20 protein-coding genes and 1 pseudogene are annotated in these 20,357 nt (G+C 71.0%); 8 read left to right on the top strand and 13 right to left on the bottom strand.

Going from position 1 to position 20,357, the window contains the following annotated elements; all coding sequences use genetic code 11:
- The first annotated feature begins 226 nt into the window (after nt 1–226).
- From C1I95_RS01170 to pdxY, 4 genes and pseudogenes are all read left to right on the top strand, one after another.
- Nucleotides 227–1,426, top strand: a complete 1,200-nt coding sequence (locus C1I95_RS01170) for a helix-turn-helix domain-containing protein (RefSeq protein WP_199523540.1) — start codon at nt 227–229, stop codon at nt 1,424–1,426.
- Between the two features lie 332 nt (nt 1,427–1,758).
- Nucleotides 1,759–2,199: pseudogene (locus tag C1I95_RS37015) on the top strand (hypothetical protein).
- Nucleotides 2,196–2,492 (top strand): hypothetical protein, encoded by a 297-nt coding sequence (locus C1I95_RS37010; protein ID WP_111211858.1) that lies wholly within the window; start codon nt 2,196–2,198, stop codon nt 2,490–2,492. Before C1I95_RS37015 ends, C1I95_RS37010 begins: the two are co-directional and overlap by 4 nt.
- A gap of 97 nt (nt 2,493–2,589) precedes the next feature.
- A complete protein-coding gene (pdxY, locus tag C1I95_RS01150; RefSeq protein WP_111211857.1) occupies nt 2,590–3,441 on the top strand; it encodes a pyridoxal kinase PdxY in 852 nt (283 codons plus the stop codon).
- A 76-nt stretch (nt 3,442–3,517) separates the two neighbouring features.
- Here pdxY and C1I95_RS01145 read toward each other — a convergent pair whose 3' ends face one another.
- The 7 genes from C1I95_RS01145 to C1I95_RS01115 all read right to left on the bottom strand — a co-directional run bounded on the left by C1I95_RS01145 (nt 3,518) and on the right by C1I95_RS01115 (nt 11,859).
- On the bottom strand, nt 3,518–5,908 hold the full coding sequence (locus tag C1I95_RS01145) for a WD40/YVTN/BNR-like repeat-containing protein (protein ID WP_233513179.1): 2,391 nt from the start codon (nt 5,906–5,908) through the stop codon (nt 3,518–3,520).
- A gap of 118 nt (nt 5,909–6,026) precedes the next feature.
- Complete coding sequence (locus C1I95_RS01140; protein WP_111211856.1) at nt 6,027–6,494, bottom strand: hypothetical protein; 468 nt, start codon at nt 6,492–6,494, stop codon at nt 6,027–6,029.
- Nucleotides 6,495–6,511: 17 nt separating this feature from the next.
- The gene (locus C1I95_RS01135; protein WP_111211855.1) at nt 6,512–7,387 is read right to left on the bottom strand and encodes a carbohydrate ABC transporter permease; all 876 of its coding nucleotides are present in this window, start codon (nt 7,385–7,387) and stop codon (nt 6,512–6,514) included.
- The gene (locus tag C1I95_RS01130) at nt 7,384–8,391 is read right to left on the bottom strand and encodes an ABC transporter ATP-binding protein (protein WP_111211854.1); all 1,008 of its coding nucleotides are present in this window, start codon (nt 8,389–8,391) and stop codon (nt 7,384–7,386) included. Before C1I95_RS01130 ends, C1I95_RS01135 begins: the two co-directional genes overlap by 4 nt.
- Nucleotides 8,388–9,671, bottom strand: a complete 1,284-nt coding sequence (locus tag C1I95_RS01125) for an ABC transporter substrate-binding protein (protein ID WP_111211853.1) — start codon at nt 9,669–9,671, stop codon at nt 8,388–8,390. The genes C1I95_RS01130 and C1I95_RS01125 overlap by 4 nt, the downstream gene beginning before the upstream one ends.
- Nucleotides 9,668–10,501 (bottom strand): carbohydrate ABC transporter permease, encoded by an 834-nt coding sequence (locus C1I95_RS01120; protein WP_111211852.1) that lies wholly within the window; start codon nt 10,499–10,501, stop codon nt 9,668–9,670. The genes C1I95_RS01125 and C1I95_RS01120 overlap by 4 nt, the downstream gene beginning before the upstream one ends.
- A gap of 128 nt (nt 10,502–10,629) precedes the next feature.
- Nucleotides 10,630–11,859, bottom strand: coding sequence for a PucR family transcriptional regulator (locus tag C1I95_RS01115; RefSeq protein WP_111211851.1), 1,230 nt, complete (start codon nt 11,857–11,859; stop codon nt 10,630–10,632).
- A 168-nt stretch (nt 11,860–12,027) separates the two neighbouring features.
- Between C1I95_RS01115 and C1I95_RS01110 the strand changes: the two genes are divergently transcribed.
- The 3 genes from C1I95_RS01110 (at nt 12,028) to C1I95_RS01100 (ending at nt 13,349) form a co-directional block, all read left to right on the top strand.
- Nucleotides 12,028–12,447, top strand: coding sequence for a helix-turn-helix transcriptional regulator (locus tag C1I95_RS01110; protein ID WP_111211850.1), 420 nt, complete (start codon nt 12,028–12,030; stop codon nt 12,445–12,447).
- 52 nt (nt 12,448–12,499) lie between these two features.
- Nucleotides 12,500–12,931, top strand: a complete 432-nt coding sequence (locus tag C1I95_RS01105) for a VOC family protein (protein WP_111211849.1) — start codon at nt 12,500–12,502, stop codon at nt 12,929–12,931.
- Between the two features lie 85 nt (nt 12,932–13,016).
- Nucleotides 13,017–13,349, top strand: coding sequence for a nuclear transport factor 2 family protein (locus tag C1I95_RS01100; RefSeq protein WP_111211848.1), 333 nt, complete (start codon nt 13,017–13,019; stop codon nt 13,347–13,349).
- Nucleotides 13,350–13,406: 57 nt separating this feature from the next.
- On the opposite strand, the gene C1I95_RS01095 is transcribed toward C1I95_RS01100, so the two are convergent.
- Nucleotides 13,407–13,736, bottom strand: a complete 330-nt coding sequence (locus tag C1I95_RS01095; RefSeq protein ID WP_111211847.1) for a putative quinol monooxygenase — start codon at nt 13,734–13,736, stop codon at nt 13,407–13,409.
- Between the two features lie 139 nt (nt 13,737–13,875).
- Here C1I95_RS01095 and C1I95_RS01090 point away from each other — a divergent pair, with 139 nt between their 5' ends.
- Nucleotides 13,876–14,322, top strand: a complete 447-nt coding sequence (locus tag C1I95_RS01090) for an NUDIX hydrolase (RefSeq protein ID WP_199523539.1) — start codon at nt 13,876–13,878, stop codon at nt 14,320–14,322.
- Between the two features lie 87 nt (nt 14,323–14,409).
- Here C1I95_RS01090 and C1I95_RS01085 read toward each other — a convergent pair whose 3' ends face one another.
- From C1I95_RS01085 to C1I95_RS01065, 5 genes are all read right to left on the bottom strand, one after another.
- Nucleotides 14,410–17,415 (bottom strand): 3-keto-alpha-glucoside-1,2-lyase-like domain-containing protein, encoded by a 3,006-nt coding sequence (locus C1I95_RS01085; RefSeq protein WP_111211845.1) that lies wholly within the window; start codon nt 17,413–17,415, stop codon nt 14,410–14,412.
- Between the two features lie 223 nt (nt 17,416–17,638).
- Nucleotides 17,639–18,079, bottom strand: coding sequence for an SDR family oxidoreductase (locus C1I95_RS01080; protein ID WP_111211844.1), 441 nt, complete (start codon nt 18,077–18,079; stop codon nt 17,639–17,641).
- Complete coding sequence (locus C1I95_RS01075; RefSeq protein ID WP_111211843.1) at nt 18,076–18,774, bottom strand: class I SAM-dependent methyltransferase; 699 nt, start codon at nt 18,772–18,774, stop codon at nt 18,076–18,078. Before C1I95_RS01075 ends, C1I95_RS01080 begins: the two co-directional genes overlap by 4 nt.
- Nucleotides 18,771–19,772 (bottom strand): alpha/beta hydrolase, encoded by a 1,002-nt coding sequence (locus tag C1I95_RS01070; protein ID WP_111211842.1) that lies wholly within the window; start codon nt 19,770–19,772, stop codon nt 18,771–18,773. Before C1I95_RS01070 ends, C1I95_RS01075 begins: the two co-directional genes overlap by 4 nt.
- A 37-nt stretch (nt 19,773–19,809) precedes the next feature.
- Nucleotides 19,810–20,115 carry a putative quinol monooxygenase gene (locus C1I95_RS01065; RefSeq protein WP_111211841.1) on the bottom strand — a complete coding sequence of 102 codons (306 nt, stop codon included), beginning with the start codon at nt 20,113–20,115 and terminating at the stop codon, nt 19,810–19,812.
- Nucleotides 20,116–20,357 lie beyond the last annotated feature (242 nt).

Here is a 20,357-nt window from a genome sequence, read left to right as displayed (position 1 = left end):
AGCGGCGCGGACGGACGCTCTCGGACAAAGCGCCCAGAACTTACAAGCGAGGGGTCGGGGTCGCTCTCGGTCGGGGTTGGCGAAGCTCGAAATCCCCCACCTGACGGTTACGGCATTTGCCGCCGTGGTGGGGCGCGATCAGACGGTGGACGCGGGTACCGTCGACTGTGGTGGTCTGCCGGGGTAGTGGCCGGTGGTCCCTGCCCAGACCGCTACCTGGGAGACGATGATGAACGATACCGCGACCTTTGGTGCGCGCCTTCGGATGTATCGCGAGCGTGCGGGGAAGACCCGGCCGGTTCTTGGTGGGTTGGTCGGGCGTAGCGCGGAGTGGGTCAAGGCGCTGGAGAATGGTCGGCTTCTGCCGCCCCGCCTGCCGATGTTGCTGCGGCTGGCTGAGGTGCTCGACATTTCAGATCTTGCGGATCTGACTGGTGATCAGTCTTTGCCGGTGGCGTCGGTGACCAGGGCCGGGCATTCCGAGGTCGGCAAGGTGGCTGCGGTGATGCAGCGGGCTTCCGTGCCGGTGGGTGTGGTGACGCCGGCTGTCGTGATGCGTGATCTGGTTGATCAAGCGTGGGCGTTGTGGCATCGGTCGACGGCCGAGCGTACGGCGGTGGCGACGGTGCTTCCGGGGTTGCTGACTGATGTGCAGCAGAGCGTCCGGATGCTCGATGGCGGGGGCCGTCGGCAGGCGTTGGTGGAGCTGGCGCGGGTCTATCACCTGGTGCAGTTGTACCTGGCGCACCAGCCGTATCCGGAGTTGGTGTGGCTTGCTGCCGACCGGGCGATGTCGGCTGCTCAGGACGCTGACGACCCTGCTGCGATGGCGGTTGCCGCCTGGTACTACGCGCACGTCTATCGGGGTGCGAACCAGGTCGACGCCGCCGAGCAGGTGCTGGTCGAGGCTGCGGAATTGGTCGACCCGGCGGCGGGTGGTGAGCAGCTGGCGCGGTGGGGTCAGGTACAGCTCGGCATCGCGCTAGGGCATAGCAAGGCTGGTCGGGCTGGTCGGGCGTGGCGGGCGTGGGATGCCGGCGACTCGGCCGCGAGCCGGCTTGGTGGTGGGTACGCCCATCCGTGGCTGATGTTCGGGCCGGCGGCGTGTGCGGCGTACGCGGTCACCATAGCGACGGACCTGTGCCGGCCGGGTGAGGCCGTGCACCGGGCCGACACCACCGATTACCGGGCGTTGCCCTCGCACACCCGCCGGGCGGCCGCGCTGATCGAGGCCACTCGGGCGCACATGCTGGACCGGGGGGAGGTCGCGGCGGTGCACCTGCTCGGCCGGGCGCTGCGGGAGAGCGTCGACACCGTGCGACACAACCCTTACGCCCGCACTGTCGCGCTGGAGCTGTCGAACCGGCCGGGCACGGTTGGTGAGGACGCCCGAGAGTTGGCCCTCGCCATCGGACTGACTGGGTAACCCTCCCTCAGGTACAAACTCTCCCCGCCACCATCGGTGACCACTCGTAGCGTTCCCGTCACTGGCGGCGGCGAGCCTGTGCCTGCTTGACACCCGATAGGGCCGGACGGAACCTCGTCGCCGCCTCCTGTTGCTCGATCAAGGGGGCGAGTCTGTGGTGATCTGGTCTGAGCTGTGCGCGCTGACGCGGTGGCTGTTTCGACGGCCTCAGCCTCCGCCACCGCCCGGGACCGGGCAGCGGTACCAGGACGTTGAGCAAACGGCGGCGCAGCAGCGTCTACTCGACCACGCGAGGCAACTACGGCGGTGCCAGGGCCACCACGAATTGGCAGATCAGCTCAGCGCACGCCGACCGGAGGGCCTCCGGTGACCCGACGCGTGGCCAGCTCGTCCGGCCGGTCAACCGTGAGCAGCCGGCGCGTCTCGTACGACGAGTACATCTCCGCCACCGCGTTGACCTTCGCGCGGCGGCATCGGCCGGTGTGGTCCTCGCAGTTCCACCGGCGCATCTGTCGCTGTGGGGCCGACCTGCCGTGCCGTGCCCGGCACCGGATACCGATCAGGCGTGGGCACTGGCCGCAGGTGGGTGAGCAGTGAGCGGCGGCCCGGAGCGGATGATCCTCTCGATCCATGTTCAAGGGCTCGACGGCATGTGCGTCGGTTGCCGGGTGTGGTGGTCGCGGCTGACGCCGTACCCGTGCTGGCAGGTGGATTGGGCGACCAGTCGGCAGGCCCGCGCGAGCGTGGCCCGGTTTCTGGAAGGTGTGCGGTGACCACCCACGGCCCGGTGTTGCCGATTTGGAGCTGTGGTGGTTGCGACCTGCCCTGGCCCTGCCCCACCCGGCGGCGGGAGCTGCGGGCGGAGTACGCCGACGCCCCGGTGTCGTTGGCTCTATACCTCGGCGCCTACCTCGTCCAAGCGGCAGAGGACATGCCCTGGGCACCGGCCGGTGCACTGCACCGCCGCTTCATCGGCTGGGCCAGGCAGCCGCCGGACGCACCGCAGCGAAGTACAGCAACCGTGCCGGCCGAACCAGACCGACACGAGCGTCAGCAGCCCGGATGACCTCGGACGGCACCCGATCCGACCGGCTCGCCGAGAGTTCGTCACGAAGATCCGGACCCTGGGCCGATCGAGGATCCGCAACCGCCATGATGAGACGGTGAAGATCCTGTCCATCCAGTCCTCGGTCGCCTACGGCCACGTCGGCAACTCCGCCGCCGTGTTCCCGCTGCAACGGCTCGGGCACGAGGTCTGGCCGGTGCTGACCGTGCACTTCTCCAACCACACCGGGTACGGCGCATGGCGCGGGCCGCTGCTGGCCCCGGCCGACGTCGCCGAGGTGATCGCCGGTATCGCTGACCGGGGGGTGCTCGGCGACGCCGACGCGATCCTGTCCGGCTACCAGGGTGACCCGGCGATGGGTGCGGTGATCCTCGACGCGGTGGCCCTGGTGAAGACCGCCAACCCGGACGCGGTCTACTGCTGCGACCCGGTGATGGGCGATGTCGGGCGGGGGATGTTCGTCCGGCCGGGCATCCCGGAGTATCTGCGCGACGTGGTGGTTCCCCGGGCCGACATCGTCACCCCGAACCAGTTCGAGCTGGAGTTCCTCGCCGGCCGCCCGACGAACTCAGTCGACGAGCTGCTGGCGGCGGTCGACGTGGTACGCGCCACCGGGCCGCGGCACGTGCTGGTCACCAGCGTGCTGCACGGCGACGTGCCGGCCGGCTCGCTGGAGGTGGTGGCCGTGTCGGACGAGGGCGCCTGGGCGGTGACCACCCCGCTGCTGCCGATCAGCCCGAACGGCGGTGGTGACGTCACCGCCGCGCTGTACCTCGCCCACCTGCGCACGACCGGATCGCCCGCGACGGCGCTGGAGCGCACCACCGCCTCGATCTTCGCGGTGCTGGAGGCGACGCTGGCGGCGGGCACCCGGGAGATCCAGCTGATCGCCGCCCAGCAGGCGATCGCCGACCCGCCGGCACGGTTTCCCGCCCGGCGGCTTCGGTAACAGACGGTGGAGGCCACCTCCCCGCACGGGGGAGGTGGCCTCCGGACGTCCCGGCCGGGAGACGGCCGTGGACGACCTACTTACTTGCGTTGCAGGACGACAGGACGCCCACCACACCGACCCCCGGGTTCTTCAGGGGCAGCTTGGTGGAGGACGCCGGGCACCGCGGCACCGTGAGGTCGTAGATGCCCCGGCCGAACGTCGCGGCGGTGAGCTGCCGCGACGGCTCGTGGTAGCGCAGGTACATTACCGCCGCCTTCGGCAGGTTCTCGCCGAGCGCGGCCCACTCGCCGCCGTGCCAGGCGGACACGTAGACCCCGACGTCGGTGCCGACCAGCAGCAGCCCGTCGGCGGTCGGGATCACCGAGTTGACCGGCGCGTCGGGCAGGCCCTGCCCGATGTCGGTCCAGGTGCGCCCACCGTCAACGGTCAACTTCACGTGCGCCCGGCTGCTGCCGGAGCGGAAGCCGGAGAACGTGGCGTACGCGATGTTCGCGTCCTTCGGGTTGACCGCGACGCGGGTCACCCAGGTGCCGGGCAGCTGCGCCGGGTCGACTTGGTGCCAGTTCGCGCCGAGGTCGTTGGTCCACCAGAGCTTGCCGTCGTCGGTGCCGACGTACAGCGTGTTGCCGTCGGTGGGCGCGGCGGCGAGCGTGGTGATCGTGCCCCACGGGTAGCCGGACGGGTCGTTCGGGCCGCCGTCGGTCAGGTCGGGGCTGATCGCGGTCCAGGTACGACCGTTGTCCGTCGACCGGTTCACGATGTTGCCGGCGTAGTACATGACGTTCGGGTCGGTCGGGTCGAACTGCAGCGGGGTGAGCCAGTTGCGTCGCTGCGACGTGGTCTGGCCGGTGCCGATGTTCTGGCGCGGCGTGCCGCCGGCGTTCTCCGACCGGTAGCAGGCGCCGTACTGGCTGCACCCGAAGACGATGTTCGGGTTCTCCGGGTGGATCAACGTCTGCAGGCCGTCACCGCAACCGATGGCGTTCCAGGGGCCACCGACGCCGTTGTAGCCGCGGTTGCAGCCGTTGTCCTGGGTGCCGCCGACCTTCAGGCTCGGGTCGGTCTGCGCCACGTCGACCGTGTAGAACTGCGTGTACCGCTCGTCGGTGGACTTCACCCAACCGCTGGCGCCGTTGTTCTGCGACCGGTAGAAGCCGCCGTCGTTGCCGAGGTAGACCCGGCCCGGGATCTTCGGGTCCCAGCGCATGGCGTGCTGGTCGGCGTGCACCCCACCGACGGACGAGAAGCTCTGCGCGCCGTTGGTGGAACGCATCAGGTTGACGCCCATGAGGAACACGTGGTTCTCGTTGCCCGGGTCGACGAAGAGCTTGCCGAACCACCAGCTGAACGTCGACTGCGACGCCTGACCGGAGCTGACCGGGGTCTGCGTCCAGGTGTCGCCGCCGTTGTCGGAGCGGTAGAAGGCCCGGAACGGGCCGATGGCGGTGCCCACGTACGCATAGAGGCGCTGCGGGTTGCTCGGCGCGAGCGCGAGACCCCAGCGACCCTGGTCGGCGTCGGTGGGCAGGCCGGTGGTCATCCGCTGCCAGGTCGCGCCGCCGTCGTCGGAACGCCAGAGGCTGGAACCGGCGCCACCGTAGGTGCGCTGGTGCGGCTCACGCCGGTGGTCCCACATGGCGGCGTACATCCGGGCGGGGTTGCTCGGGTCGATGACGACCTCGGTGGCACCGGTGGTGTCGTTCGGCGGGGCGAGGACCTGCCGCCAGTTGTCACCGCCGTCCTCGCTGAGGTAGACGCCGCGCTCGCCGCCGGGCACGAACAGGTTCCCCGCGGCCGCCGCGAAGATCCGGGACTCGTTGCTGGGGTCGATCGCGAACCGGGCGATGGCGTGGCTGTCGGCCAGGCCGACCCGCTCCCAGGAGGCGCCCCGGTCGGCGGAGCGGTAGACGCCGTCGCCGCCGAAGGTGATGGAGCCACCACCGGGCTGCGCCTCGCCGGTGCCGGCGAAGAGGACGCCGTCGCTGGTCATGGCGACCGCGCCGATGGCCTGACCCCAGCCGTCCGGCCACGCGGGGGTGAAGGTGGCCCCAGCGTCGCTGGACTTCCACACGCCGCCGGAGGCGGCGGCGATGAACACCTGGTCGTTCACCTGCGGGTCCACCGCGATGTCGACGACCCGACCGCCGATGTTGGCGGGGCCGAAGAAGGACCAGGGCCGGTCGGCGAGCGGCCGGTAGGAGTTGCGGGTCTTGGCGACGAGCTGGTTGGCCTCGCCGCGGGCGTTGGCGTACTTGGCGGCGGACAGGTCGGTGCTGCCGTCACTCATCCGCTGGGCGGTCATCCACTCGTCGGGCACTTCCATGGGACCGGTGGGGAAGCTGGTGGCCAGCGACGGTACCGCCGGTGCGGCAATGGACGACGCCGTCAACGCGGCCGTGGCGACCAGCGCCAGCAGCGCTGTCGCCGTCAGCCCGCGACGACGTCGGGCGAGCATGAGTTTCATGGGGGTGTCTCCTGTCCGGACGCGTACGGTCCTGTGTGCGCACGCTAGACACCGCATCGGCGAACGTCACCGGGCAGCTGTCGGGAAAGCTGCCGCCCAGTTAGGACAGATGTCGAGGTCAGCCCGAACGGAACTCGGGCAGCCCGGCCTCTTCGGAGTCCGGACCGACCATGACGGTCAGCGTGGTGGCGTCCGCGCACAGCGCCCCGGCCCGCAGATACATCCGCCGGTCCTGCGCCCTGGCCAGCACCTCGGTCTCGAAGATCTCGTCCTCGACCCGCAGCAGGTCGATGTCGGTGCGCTGCTCGTAGTGCGCGCGTACGTCCAACGGGGACATCCGGACAGTGGCCTCCACACTGGTCAGCACACCCTGCTCGACCACACTGGTGACCCGGGCGCCGTCGGGCAGCATCAGCCCCGGCACGTCGGCGGCAACCTCCGGATCCTGGTCCAGCGGCACCCGGTCGCAGCTGGGCAGGTTCGCCAGCATGTCCCGGGGGCCGCCGGTCGCTGACGGCGTACCGCCGCCGCAGGCGGCCAACAGCGGGAGCACGGCGACGGCGGCGACGAAGGCCCGGAATCTCACCGCAGCAGGATGCCACTTCATCGCAGCACCCGCCACCGTCGGACGGCGATCAGCAGCCCGGTGATGATCACAGCGGTGATCAGCATCAGCAGGATCGTCACCAGCGAGCCGTACGCGAAGCCGGAGAACTCGAAGACCTGGTCGAAGATGTAGACCGGCAGGTACAGGGTGGCGTTGGCCGGCCGGCCGTCGGTGAGCACGTACGCCGGCACGAAGTTGACCTGCAGGGTGAGGATGATGTCCCGCACCGCCAGCAGCACCAGCACCGGTGCCAGCAGCGGCAGGGTGAGCCGGCGCAACTGCCCGAACGGCCCGCAGCCCTCCAGCGCCGCCGCCTCGTACAGCCGGCCGTCGAGCAGCCGGCGGGCGGCGAGGACCACGATGAACCCCTCGCCGATCGGGAACGCGAGCATCAGCACCACGCCGATCCGCGCGGTGGTCGGGTCGGCGAGCCAGTTGTACCCGGCGTGCCCGAACAGCCCCAGGAACTGGTTCAGCGGCCCGTACAACGGGTTGAGCACCCACAGGAACAGCACCGCGAGCGCCACGTCCGGGATGACCGTGGGCAGGTAGACGGCGGTGCGGAACCAGCGCCCGCCGGGACGCGGGGCGGCGAGCAGCAGGCCGAGCCCCACCGCGGCGAGGAACCGCACCGGTACGGCCAGCGCCACGTGGAACAGCGACGCCTCCAGGCTGTCCAGCAGGAACCGGTCGTCGAGCAGTCGGCGGACGTTGGCCAGCCCGACGAACTGCGGGTCGCGGGTCAGTCCGGTGTGGTCGGTGAACGCGTACCCCACGTTGAGCAGCACCGGCACCGCGACCAGCACGGCCACCGCGATCGCGTACGGGGCGAGGAACGCCCAGCCGGTCAGCGGTGAACGGGGGCGGCTCACCGGCGCCGCCCGGTGGCCGCGTCGAACTGGTGCAGCCGGTCGGCGCGCAGCCGTACCTCGTCGCCGGGGGCGACACCGGGGCGGGGACCGGTGCGGACGATCAACCGGGTGCGGTCCGGGCAGCGGGTCAGCAGGATCGCCTCGCTGCCCAGCGCCTCCACCGCCTCGACGGTCGCGGTGATCGGCCCCGCGTCGTCGCGCGTCAGGTCCTCCGGGCGTACGCCGAGCGTCAGCGCCGGATCGCCGCCGAGCACTCCACCGCCGGGAACCAGGTTCATCGGCGGGCTGCCGAGGAACCCGGCGACGAACGTGTCGGCCGGCTCGTCGTACACCTGCTGGGGTGGGCCGACCTGGCGTACCCGCCCGTCGGCGAGGACGACCACCCGGTCGCCGAGGGTCATCGCCTCGTGCTGGTCGTGCGTGACGTGGATGGTGGTGGTGCGCAGCTCCCGGTGCAGGGCGAGCAGATCCGCCCGGGTGGCGAAACGCAGCGGCGCGTCCAGGCTGGCGAGGGGCTCGTCGAGCAGGTAGACGCTGGGGTCGCGGAGCAGCGCCCGGGCCAGCGCCACCCGCTGGCGCTGGCCGCCGGACATCTGGTCGGGGTAGCGGTCCAGCAGGTCGCCGATGCCGAGCCGGTCGGCGGCGGCGCGGGCCCGCCGGTCGGCCTCGGCCCGCCGCACCCGGCGTACCCGCAGCCCGAAGGTGAGGTTGCTCAGCACGGTGAGGTGCGGGAACAGCGCGTAGTCCTGGAAGACCATCGCCACCGCGCGGCGGTGCGGCGGCACCCCGGCGACGTCGGCGCCGTCGACCAGGACCCGGCCGCCGTCGGGGCGGTCCAGCCCGGCGATCAGCCGCAGGATCGTCGACTTGCCCGACCCGGACGGCCCGACCAGGGTGATCAGCTCCCCGGCCGACACGTCCAGGTCGACGCCGTCGACGGCGGTGGTCCGGCCGTACGACCGGGTCAGCGCCGCCAGCCGGATGGTGCCTCGAGGCTCGTTCACTTGCCCGCCGGCGTAAACAGTGGACGGACGGTCTCCTCCAGCTGGCGCAGTCCCTCCTCCCGGTCGACCCGGCCGTAGAACACCTCCTCCAGCAGCTTGTTCGCCTCCTTCTCGACCCGGGCCCAGGTGGCGGTGCGTGGGGTGGCGCGCAGGTGCGGTTCGGCGTCGAGGAAGACCTGCGACGAGCGCGGCGGCTTGGCCGGGTCCAGGAACGCCGGCGAGCCGGCCACGTCCAGCCGGGACGGGACGGTCCGGCCCGACTCGGCGAGCGTCTGCTGCCCGCTGGCACCCATCGCGTACTCGATGAACCGCCACGCCGGCCGGTGGTCGGGCAGACCGGCGCTCATGCAGTACGCGTCGCTGTGCAGGATCGACGCCGGCACCCCGCCCGGTGCGACCGGCAGCGACGCGACGTCCCAGGTGAACCCGGTGATGGTCCGCAGGGTGGGCACGGCGACCCGGCTGCTCAGGTACATGCCGAGGGTGCCGCGCAGGAAGCGGGCCTCGCTCGACTCGCTCTGCTCCTCCGCGTCCGGCGGCACGACCCGGTGGCGCAGTTGCAGGTCGAGGAACCAGTCGACGGCCTCGCGGGCGGCCGGGTCCGCGCGCAGGGTCAGCGTGGTCGGCCGGTTCTCGTCGTCGACCAGCTCACCACGGTTGGACCAGACGAACGGCGCGAGCCGGGCGATGGACGCCTCCACGCCGATCCCGTACCGGCCGTCGCCGGTCAGCGCCTTCCCGGCGGCCAGGAAGTCGTCCCAGGACCAGCCGGGTGCCGGCGTGGCGACGCCGGCGGCCTGGAACAGGTCGGCGTTGTAGTAGACGACCAGCGAGGACAGGTTCTGCGGCAGGCAGGTCAGTTTCTGACCGTCGAACCGGAACGCGTCCAACGCGCGCGGGCTGAAGTCGCTTTCCTTGATCGCGCTGCTGGCGTCCAGGTACGACTGCGCCGGCTCGATCGCGCCCTGCCCGGCGAACTGCCCGTACCGGCGGTAGTTCATCAGGAACACGTCCGGCGGTTGGCCCCCGGCGAACGAGGTGGTGAGCCGCGCCATCAGCTCGTCCTGGGTGGCCACCGGGGACAGGGTGACATCCATGTCCGGGTTGGCGTCGGTGAAGCCGTCGACCAGGCTGCGGTAGCCCGCGACCTCCTCGGCGTCGCCGAACAGCACCACCGTGATGCCGGGTCGGTCCGCCTTCCCGTCACCGGAGGTGCAACCGGCGGTGGCGAGTGCGACGGTGAGCAGGGCCGCGCAGGCGCGCCGCCAGGTCGGGGTCATGGTCGTCCTTTCGATCGAAGCGCCGCCAACGGGTCGTCGGCCAGCAGGACCCGCTGGGCCAGCAGGAACACCAGCACGCACGGCGCGGTGGCGACCACGCTGCCGGCCATCAGCAGCGGCCAGTCGGTCGGGTTGAGCAGCAGGAGGAAGCGGAGCCCGAGGGGCCAGGTGTAACGGTCACCGCTGGTCAGGTAGAGCAGCGGGTCGATGAAGTTGGCCCAGTGGAAGGTGAAGGCCAGCACCGCGACCGCGAGCGTCGCCGGCTTGACCTGCGGCAGCGCCAGCCGCCGCCAGATGGTGAGCCATCCGGCACCCTCCAGCCGGGCCGCCTGCAACTGGCTGTCCGGCACGCCGCCGAAGCTCCACGCGTACAGCAGGACCAGGAACGGGCTGACAGCGAGGGCCGCCGGTGCCAGCAGCGGCAGGTACGTGTCGACGACCCCGGCCAGCCGGAACACCTCGAACCGGGTCGCCCACACGGCGGTGACCGGCACCAGCAGCAGCACCAGCAGCCCGATCAGTGCGCGCCGCCGTGCGGGCCGGGACAACAGCCGCAGCCCGAACCCGGTCAGCGAGGCGACCAGCACGGTCAGCGGCACGGCCAGCGCCACCACCAGCGCGGAGTTCGCCAGATAGCGGAACAGCGGGACCAGCTCCGGCAGGCGGGCGTACGCGGCCGTGGTGGGTTCCGCCGGCCACAGCTCCAGCGTGCGGGGCGGCGGGGAACCGGTCGGCCGCAGCGAGCCGACCACCATGAACCACAGCGGGGCGACGAAGAGCGCCGCGACGAGGGCGGGCAGGACGTACCGCCCGAGCCAGCGCCCGACCACGCACTACCCCCAATCCGGTGACGGCCCGAATGCTCGGGCCCCGCCGAACCTATGGACCGCCGTACCGCCCGGTCATCGGGCACCTGTCGAAGATCTTCGTTCCGGTCTGCTACGCCTGTCGGAGCCGGTCACCCCTCCGGTCGGTGATGGCCGGTCAACCGGGCCAGCTTCAACGCCAGGTGCAGGCAGAGCCGCTCGGCGCCGTCCTTGAGGTCGGTGCCGGCGAGTTCCTCGATGCGTTGCAGGCGGTAGTAGAGCGTGGTGCGGTGCAGCCGCAGCTCGGCCGCGGTGGCGTGGGCGTTGCCCGCCAGGTCCAGGTACCGTTCCAGCGTCGCCAGCAGCGCCTGGTTACCCGGTACGGGCAGCAGCCGCGCCAGCCCCGGGTGGACGTCGGCCACCGTGAGCTGCTGCTCGCCGAGCCGGGCCAGCACGCGGTAGATGCCCAGGCCGGACCAGAGCACCACCCGGCCCAGCGTCGGCAGTTGCGCGCCGATCCGCGCGGCGTGCAGCGCCTCGCCGTACGACTCGACGACGTCGGCCAGGCGTGGCCTGGTCCGGCCGACCCCGACCACGGTCCGTTCCACCGAGCCGAGGCTGCGGGTGACGTGTTGCAGGTCGTCGTCGAGATGCCGGGCGGCGACCTCCGGGGTGGGCCGGCCGGCCGACGGTTCGGCGGGCAGCAGCAGCACCCCGTGGTCGTGCCGGACCAGGTGCAGCGCCTCCCGGGTGCCGGCCCGCCGTCGGGCCGCCACCAGCGACTGCTCCAGCGCGATCCGGGCCCGCTCGTCCGGCTGCCGCTGCCGGGGCGCGACGAGCCGGGCGACGAGCGCGATCCGCGGCCCGTCGGCGGCGATCATCCCCGCCTCCAGCAGCGCCCGGACCGCCTGGTCGCGGGTGTCCGGGCTGTCGGCGAGCAGCGTCCACGCCGCCTCGGCCTCGCTCTGCGCGGCCAGTTCGCCGAGCAGGTTCTCCCGGTACAGGGCCAGGGACAGCTCCTTGAGCAGCCCGGTCGCCGCCAGGTCGACGTCGGCCATGGTGCCGTCGGGATCGATGAACCAGACGAACCCGAGCAGCAGGTCGTGGTGGCGCACCGGCACGCACAGCCGGGGCAGCAGGTCCAGCTCCGGGCAGGCCGGCGTACGCACCGCCGCCCGGGCGTCGGCGATGCCGAAGTCGCGGAGCCAGGCGATCACCTCGGGGACGGTCTGCCGGCGCAGGATCGAGGCCCGGCGGACCTCGTCCACCGTGCCGGTCTGTTCGCTGTAGACGACGACGCGTTGCCGTCGGTCCTCGATCAGGGCGGGACGGCCGGCATGGGCGGCGACGGCATCGACGATGCGTTGCAGTTCGACCCGCACCAGGCCCCCTTCCTCTGAGTCAGACCACGGCGCCCGGGAAAGGCCCGGCCCGGCCATCATGATCAGGATCCTGTCTACACTGGTAGAGAGCGCCCGACCAGGCCCGTCCGTTACGGATACTGGGTGTTACGGCGTCCGGCGTCGATCTGGTGCCTAGGCTCGACGGTGATGAGCCCTCCACCCCTCCGGGTCCCGGGTGACCTCTTGGTGCACCTGCGACGGGCCCGCGACCACATGGACCGCCACTACACCGAGGCGCTGGATCTCGCGGCCGTCGCGGCGGTCGCCGGCATCAGCAAGCACCACTTCCAGCGGCTGTTCACCGCCACGTACGGCCGGTCGCCGGCGGCGTACCTGTCCCAGCGGCGCATCGAACGGGCCCAGGACCTGCTGCGGGCCACCAACCTCACGGTGACCGAGGTCTGCCACGCCGTCGGGTTCGCCAGCCTCGGCTCCTTCAGCAGCCGGTTCTCCGAACTCGTCGGCGAGACGCCCAGCGAGTTCCAGCGCCGCTGGGCGAGCACCGGGGCGCCGCGGATCCCGGGCTGCTTCGTGTTCATGTGGGGGCTCGCCGAGCGGCGCGGGTGACGTCGCACGATAGGAGAAGCCGGACGCCCCCGGCCCTGCCTAGCCTGGCCGCATGATTACCAACGTCTCCATCACCAGCGTCTTCGTCAAGGACATCGACGCCGCCAAGGCCTTCTACATCGACGTGCTCGGGTTCGCCGAACACACCGATGTCACCATCGGTGACGGCTCCTACCGGTGGTGCACCGTGAAGCACCCCAGCCAGCCCGAACTACAGGTGAACCTGACCGTGCCGGGGCCGCCGCTGTCGCCGGAGGTGGCCGGCATGTTCCGCCGGGCGCAGGACGAGGGCAGCCTCTTCGGCGTCGGCCTGGGCGTCGACGACTGCCGCAAGACGTACGACGAGCTGCGGGCCAAGGGGGTCGAGTTCCTCCAGGAGCCGGAGGAGCGCCCGTACGGGGTGGAGGCCGTGGCCCGCGACAACTCCGGCAACTGGCTGGTGCTGGTGGAGCCGCGGGAGTTCAGCCCGGCCGACTTCGACTGAGCAGATGCCTATCGGGGCGCATTCGTGGTAACCCAGGCGCGACGACCCGCGACGCGCCCGTGCGTCCCGATCGAGGAGATGGCACATGACGGCCACGGTTCCCGACGTGATCGACCGCTACTACCGGGTGATCGGCGAAACGGACATCGACGCCTTCGTCGCCTGTTTCGCCGACAACGCGATCGTCGCCGACGAGGACCAGACGTACGAGGGACCGGCGGCGATCCGCGCCTGGCGCGAGCGGACCGCCGCCGAGTTCGCCTACGACGCCGTACCGGAGCAGGTCGAGGAGGAGGCCGGCGGCAACTTCGTGGTGACCACCCTGATCACGGGCACCTTCCCGGGCAGCCCGGTCCGGCTGCGGCACCGCTTCACCATCCGCGACGGCCTGATCGGGGCCCTGGACATCCGACCATAACGAGCGGGGTGGATGCGCCGAGCAGATCTCGCCCGTCCGGCCTGGTACCGGTAGTGGTCAGCGGCCGGGGACGGCCATCTCGCCGAGTTCGGACCAGTCGTCCTGCGGCACCGTGAAGTTGACGATGCGCGGCGTCTCGGCGAGGTGCGGCGGCAGACTCTGCTGCGCCTGCTTGAAGTGCTCGGACTGCACGTGCGCCGCACCGGCGTCACCGTCGCGGAACGCCTCGACCAGCACGTACTCCGTCGGGTCGTCGACGCTGCGGGACCAGTCGAACCACAGGCACCCCGGCTCGGCGCGGGCGGCCCGGGTGAAGTCGGCGGCGATCTCCGGCCACCGGTCGGCGTGCTCGGGCAGCACCCGGAACTTCGCGGTGATGAAGATCATTTCAAGCGTCTCCCGTCCCGGGTTGCCCCGCGTGTCACCGATCGCCGCCCCACCGTATCCGCCGACCGGTCGACGTTGCGCTGGGACCCGTGGTCGACGGGGTGCGGCGGGCCGATGCGGGCGGGCATAGGGTCTGGCTGTGCCCGCCGAACCCTTTCGCGTCGCCGCTGCCGTCTACGGCATTCTCCAGGACCGGGGGAGGGTACTTCTTATCCGCCGTTCGGCGACCGGCTACCGCGACGGTCAGCTCAGCCTGCCGGCCGGGCATCTCGACGGCGGTGAAGATGCCGTCACGGGTCTCGTGCGGGAACTGCGGGAGGAACTCGGGATCGAGGCTGATCCGCAGCGCTGTCGTCTTGCCCTGCTCATGCACTCCGCGCCGGAGCATCCCGGAGATCGTGAGTACTTCCACCTGTTCTTCGCCGTGGAGCGCTGGAGCGGCGAGCCGTTCATCGCCGAGCCCGGCAAATGCAGCGAGCTGTGCTGGGTGGAGGCTTCGGCGCTGCCGTCGGACCTCGCCGACTACGTGGCGGAAGGGCTGGCGGCGATCGCGAGAGGCGACTCGTTGTCATTGCGGGGCTGGTGACGCGCCGGGCGCTGGGGCGGCCGCCATGCGGGCGGCCGGGCCGGGCGAACCCGGTCCCGGCCGTCCGCGTGCTGGCCACTGGCGAAACTACGGGTCAAGCGGCTCGATCCAGATGTTGCGGTACTGGACCGGGTCGCCGTGGTCCTGTAGCCGGATCGCGCCCGTCGCCGGACCCTCGGGCCGGCTGCCGCCGGTCGGGCCCTGGATCTCGACGTCGTCGTGCACCGTGACGCCGTTCCAGACGAGGGTGACGCGCGGCTTCTCGACCCTGTTGCCGGCGGCGTCGTAGCGGGCCTGCCGGTAGACGATGTCGTAGGTCTGCCAGGTCTGCGGCGGCCGCGCCGCGTTCACGTCGGGGGCCTTCTGCTGGTAGATGGCCGCGGCGTCGTTGGTCTGCGGCGGGTCGACGCCGAACGAGTCCAGTACCTGGATCTCGTAGCGGTCCTGCAGGTACACGCCGCTGTTGGCCCGTGCCTGGCCGGTCACGTCCGGCGGGTAGAGCGGCAGGTTGAACTCGACGTGCAGGCGGAAGTCGCCGAAGGCCTGCATGGTGCGCAGGTCCCCGTTGCGTACCGTCATGGCGCCGTTGGCGACCGCCCACTCGGGTTCGCGTCCGTCGGTGTGTTGCCACTCGGTGAGGTCACCGCCGTTGAACAGCGTGATCCGCTTGCCGTGCGGCCGGACGGCGAGCACGTCCAGGTTGACGTGCCCGGAGTCGGCGGCCTCCTTGCGGTACTCGACCAGGTTGCGGCCCTTGTTCAGACGCACGGTGGTGCTGACGGTGCCCCACTCCTTCCAGGTCACCGTGGAGGGGAAGACCGTCTGCTCGATCCGTGCACCGTTGACGTACAGGCTCAGCTGCTTCTCACCCGAGTAGGGGTTCGGGCCGTTGCTGTAGCGCATCGCCAGGTCGTACGTGCCGGCCTCGCGAACCTCGACGGAGATGCGGGTCGACGAGCCGTCCGAGGCGAAACCGGCGGCGAAGCCGGCGCCGGAGTAGCCGGCGTGGTCGGTGGCCATGCCGACAGCAGTCGTTCGGCCCTCCTCGGCCTCGAAGAACGTCTGCGGCTGCACCACTCGGCCCGGGATCTCGTTGAGCGTGTACCAGGCCTCAGTGTTCCACAGCTCCTCGCCGTCAGCGGATGAGAACGGACGCGGGGAGCGTACGTGCACCACGCGGCTCTCCTTCAGGCCCGGGATCTTCAGCTTGACGGTGCGGCGGTCGCCCGACAGCTCGGCCTTGCTCACCGTGAGCGTCTCCAGTTCGAGCTTGGGCCCGCCGTACTGGCTGGTGGCGCCGTAGCGCCACTGCGTCACCTGGTACGCGTCGGCGAGCTGCCGTGCGGTCTCGGCCGACAGCGGCTTGGTGTACTCCAGCTCGAATCCGACATGCGAGGCGCGCATCTGCTTGACGTCGAAGACCGAGGTGCCGTTGGGCGTGAGCTTCTGCAGGCCGTAGGTGAGTTTGCCCTCCTGGCCCCAGTTGCCGCCGGCGCCCAGGCCACCCACATAGATCGCGCCGTCGGGGCCGAGGGTGACCTCGTTGACGCCGGCCTCCAGGCCCTGCGTGTGCCGGAACACGGCACCCTGGTACTGCCCTTCGATCTTCTCGAGGAAGACGCGCTGCAGGCCGCCGTAGGTCACGTCGCCGACGACCAACTGCCCCGCGTACGGGCCCTGCTTGAGCAGCACCGGTGTGGACGGCGAGTTACCGATCTCGTTCTGCGGGATCCAGACGATGGGCCGGGTCACCGGCTTGTCGTCGAACGGGCCGGTGGGTGTCGTGTAGTGGTTGTAGAACGCGCCGTCCTGGATTTCGACCAGCTTGGAGGCGGGCAGCCAGCCGCCCTGGTTGTCCGTGACGAGGACCTCGCCACGCGGCCCCCACCCGATCCCGTTGGGGGTGCGTAGCCCCCCGGCGACGTAGGTGATCTTGCCGGTCTTGGCGTGCACCTTGATCGAGGTGCCACGGTTCGGCGCGGGCTGGGGCACGGTGGTGGCGCCGCCGTAGTTGATGGCCACCGAGAGGTTGAGGTGGAAGTACCCGTCGCGGTAGAGCAGGCCGAACGCGAACTCGTGGAAGTTGCCGCCCCACGGCCAGGTCGCCACCGTCTTGTAGTCGTCCGCGCGGCCGTCGCCGTCGGTGTCGCGCAGGGCCGTCAGCTCGTGCTTCTGGGTGACGTAGACCGTGCCGTCGACCACCGCCACTCCCTGAGGCTCGCGCAGCCCTTCCGCGAACTTGCGGTAGGTCACCTGCCCAGGGGTGGTCCGGCCGGTGACGCTCTTGACCACGTAGACCTCGCCGGTCGCGTTGTCGGTGCCGCCCCAGGTCGAGAGCACCAGGTCGCCGCCGGGCGTGAAGGCCATGCCGGTGACCTGCGGCTGGAACCCCTCGGGACGCAGGTCGGTGAGGGTGTAGCCCGGATGCACCCGGTCGAGCGGCAGGCCGTCGCCGGCCGAGTCGGCCGCGCCCTCGCAGTACTTCCACCCGGGGGCGGTGACGCGTACGACGCCGGCGTCCGTGCTCAGCGCGGCGGTTGGCACGAGCGAGAACCCGTCGGCGCCGGGGGGCCGCCACTCGAGCCGCAGCACCTGGTCACCGCCGTTCTCGAAGTACTCGACGAACAACGGGTGCAGGCCGGCGCTCAGGGTCACCGATCCCTCCCGGGAGGTCTCGGCGTGCAGGCCGTCGTGGTCGACGACGAGCTGATTGTCGATCGTGAGCCGGGACCCGTCGTCGCTGGTGAGCCGGAACGTGTAGGCGCCGTCGGTCGGCACGGCGAGGTTGGCGATGACGTGGCTGATGAATCGGTCGGACAGGCCGAACTCGTCGGTGGTGGTCCAGTTGATCTGCGGCATGAGCTTGTCGACGTTCGGCGTCTGGGCGGGCTTGAGGGTGCACAGTGCCGACAGCGGAACGCCCATGTCGTACGAGCGCAGGGTGACGCCGGGTTCCTGCGGCGGGACGTCGGCGGTGACGGGTGCGGCCGTGGCCGAGGTGACGGGGGCGGCGGCGAGCAGGGTCGCCAGAGCGGCACCCGCGGCCGCGAGCGCGGCGCGACGGCGCCCGCGCCGTCGGCTCGGTGCGGTCATGGTTCCTCCTGTTTTAGGCGGGGGACCCGGCCGTGAAGGGCGACACATCTTCCTTCTTTGGACGAGTTAGTACGGTTTCGCAACACGAAAGTTCGATGGCCGACACTAACACTTTCCATCGATGTAGCGGAACTTTTATATATAGAGATAAAAGGTGTGCGTGCTGGCGGCTGCCGGTCAGGGGCAGGGCGATGCCGCGCCCTGCCTCTGACCGGTGGAGCACTCAGAGGTTGTAGCCGCCGGAGACCTCGATGTCCTGAGCGGTGATCCAGCGGCATTCTTCGGAGAGCAGCGCCGCGATGAACATGCCGATATCGTCCGGTTCGCCGAGCCGGCCGAGCGCGGTCTTCGCCGCGAGGCCCGGGATCACCTCGGGGAAGCGCTCGAAGGCGTTGACGAGGAAGTCGAAGGTGTCTCGCTGCCACCTGTCGCGCAGTGCCGCCGCGACGGCCTCGCGAAAGGGCGGAAAGGCTGCGGTGTTGCCGACGTCCAGCGGCAGCGCGACGGCCGCGCCGCCGTCCTTCTCGATCATCGCGACCGTCTCCAATGCCCCGGCCTGGTTGCCGTGGTAGGTCAGGATCACGCCGTTCCCGCGTCGAGCGACTTGAACGGCGGTGCTCTGTCCGACCCCGGAGCTGCTGCCGCTGACGATGGCGATCTTCATGGTTGACTCACCCGTTCGTTCGTCGACCCACTGGCGGAGGTCGGGAGTGGCGTGCGTGGCCTGCGGCAGTAGTAGACGAACGCCGGTGGCAGGTTGGCCCACAACGTCCGGCTGGGCACGACCTCTTCGAAGCGCGCGCGCAGCATGCGCCGCAGCCGGAGGGCCGGCGGGGCCCACCGCGTGTGCGCGTACGCGAAGGTGGTGAACGCGCCGTCCGGGGCCAGGCTGTCGGTCACCGCGTCGAGCAGGTCGTCCTGGCGGCCCGGCGTGAACGCGGCCCATGGCAGCCCGCTCACGATCACGTCCGCGCGGTCGTGGCCGCGTTGCGTCAGTATGTCGCGCAGGCCGCGGGCATCGGCGACGGCGAGGTCGACCCCGGGGTAGCGAGCGACCAGGCGTTCGGCGAACCGGGCGTTGATCTCGATGGCCAGGTGCCGCCCGCGGCCGGTGAGCCGCTGCTGGATCGCCGCCGTGAACGCGCCGGTGCCGGCGCCGAGTTCCACGACCAGCGGCTCGCCGGTGCGGGGCACGGTCGCGGTGACCGCCTCGGACAGCGGCCGGCCGCTGGGGGTGAGGGCGGCGACGGTGAACGGGGCGCGAAGAAACTCGCGCAGGAATGCGGCACGGTCGTCGTTGCCCGGCGCTGGTGACGGCGCGGCGGCCGGGTTGGGTTGGGTCGCGGCGAGGGCGGTCATGGTGCGGTGCTCGTTCCGACGGCGTGGCGCTCGCTGGCGTCGAGCGAGGTCAACACCCGGGTCAGCCATTTGTTGCGGGTGCGGCGGGCCGCCGCAGAGACGCGGGTGCGGGGGAAGAGGGCGTCGAAGCCGTGGAAGCCGCCGGCCCAGATGTGCAGCTCGGCCTGTCCACCGGCGGCCCAGATGCGGGTGGCGTAGGCGACGTCCTCGTCGCGGAAGACCTCCGCCGTACCGGCGTCGATGTAGGTGGGCGGCAGGTCGGAGAGATCCTCGGCCGTGCCGGGTGAGACGTAGTCGGGCACGTCGGCGTCCTGAAGGTCACCGAGCACCGACCGCCATCCGAACTCGTTCATCTCGCGGGTCCACACACCCGGTTCGCCTGAATACTGCCGGCTCGACGTGGTGGTGTTGCGGTGGTCGAGCATGGGGCAGATGAGAACCTGGGCGGCGATCGCCGGGGTGCCGCGGTCGCGGGCCATCAGCGTGACGCCGGCGGCGAGGCCACCACCGGCGCTGATCCCGGCGACGATCAGGCGGGCGGGGTCGATGCCCAGTGCGGCGGCGTGCTCAGCGGTCCAGAGCAGGCCGTGGTAGCAGTCGTCGACCAGGGTCGTGCCGGTGGCCTCCGGTGCCAGCCGGTAGTCCACCGTGACCACCACAGCGCCGAAGCGGTCCAGCCATTCGAGCGGGATGTCGATCTGGGAGAAGCGGTCTCCCATAACCATGCCGCCGCCGTGCAGCCAGTAGACGCACGGCGCCGCGGTGAAGCCGTCGGTCCGTTGCGGGCTGAAGATCGACACCGGAATCTGGGCGCCGTCCGGGCGGGCAATGGTGACCTCGCGCCGCTCGACGGCGCGACGCTCGAGGAGGGTGTCCACCGGTGTCGAGGGGAGCTGGCGGATCTGCGCGAGCAGTTCGGGGTTGAGTTCGGATGACAGGGGCAGGTCCGCGAGCAGCGTCCGCAGCTCGGGATCGATGCCGGGTCGGGTCAGGGTCATGGTCGGCTCCTGAGGCGTCAGTGGTTGCGGTGGATGCTCAGAACGTGGGCTTGCCGCCGATGGGGACCGCGTCGGTGTAGTGCGACTCGCCGGCCAGCAGCGGCTGGAGCCGCGCGACGAATGCCTGCGCCTGCTCGGCGGCGAAGAACCGGGCGTGCGCCTCCCGGCTGGTCCAGCCCTCGGCGACGGAGACGACATCCGGGTTGGTGCTGGAGCGGCTGACCAGGAAGACGACGCAGTCCTCGTTCGGCAGCGATGGCGCGTCGAGCAGCAGGCCGACCAGCTCGTCACCGCGGCCCGGCTGCGCGGTCATGATGGCGTGGAATCCGTGGTTGACAGTCATGGTGGTATGTCTCCTTGATCCTGGTGAGCTCGCCTGATCTCGGCGGGGGCCGACTCGGCTGGGGGTGTGCTCCACTCTTCGGCGCGGACCGGTCCCGCTCATCAGTCATCTGTCTGCGACTTTGCGGGTCGCTGCCACACGCGCTTAGCGGACTACGGCGTCACCGGCGGCCAGCCCGGTCCGTTGGCCCCGCTCGCACCCAGGCCGAGCCGCTCCGGCCACGCGGCCCAGGTGCCGGCCGG

The sequence above is a fragment of the Micromonospora craterilacus genome (assembly GCF_003236315.1).
Taxonomy (GTDB): Bacteria; Actinomycetota; Actinomycetes; order Mycobacteriales; family Micromonosporaceae; genus Micromonospora; species Micromonospora craterilacus.
The sequence above is the reverse complement of the archived record's forward strand: the minus strand, read 5'-3'. Positions and strand labels throughout refer to the sequence as shown.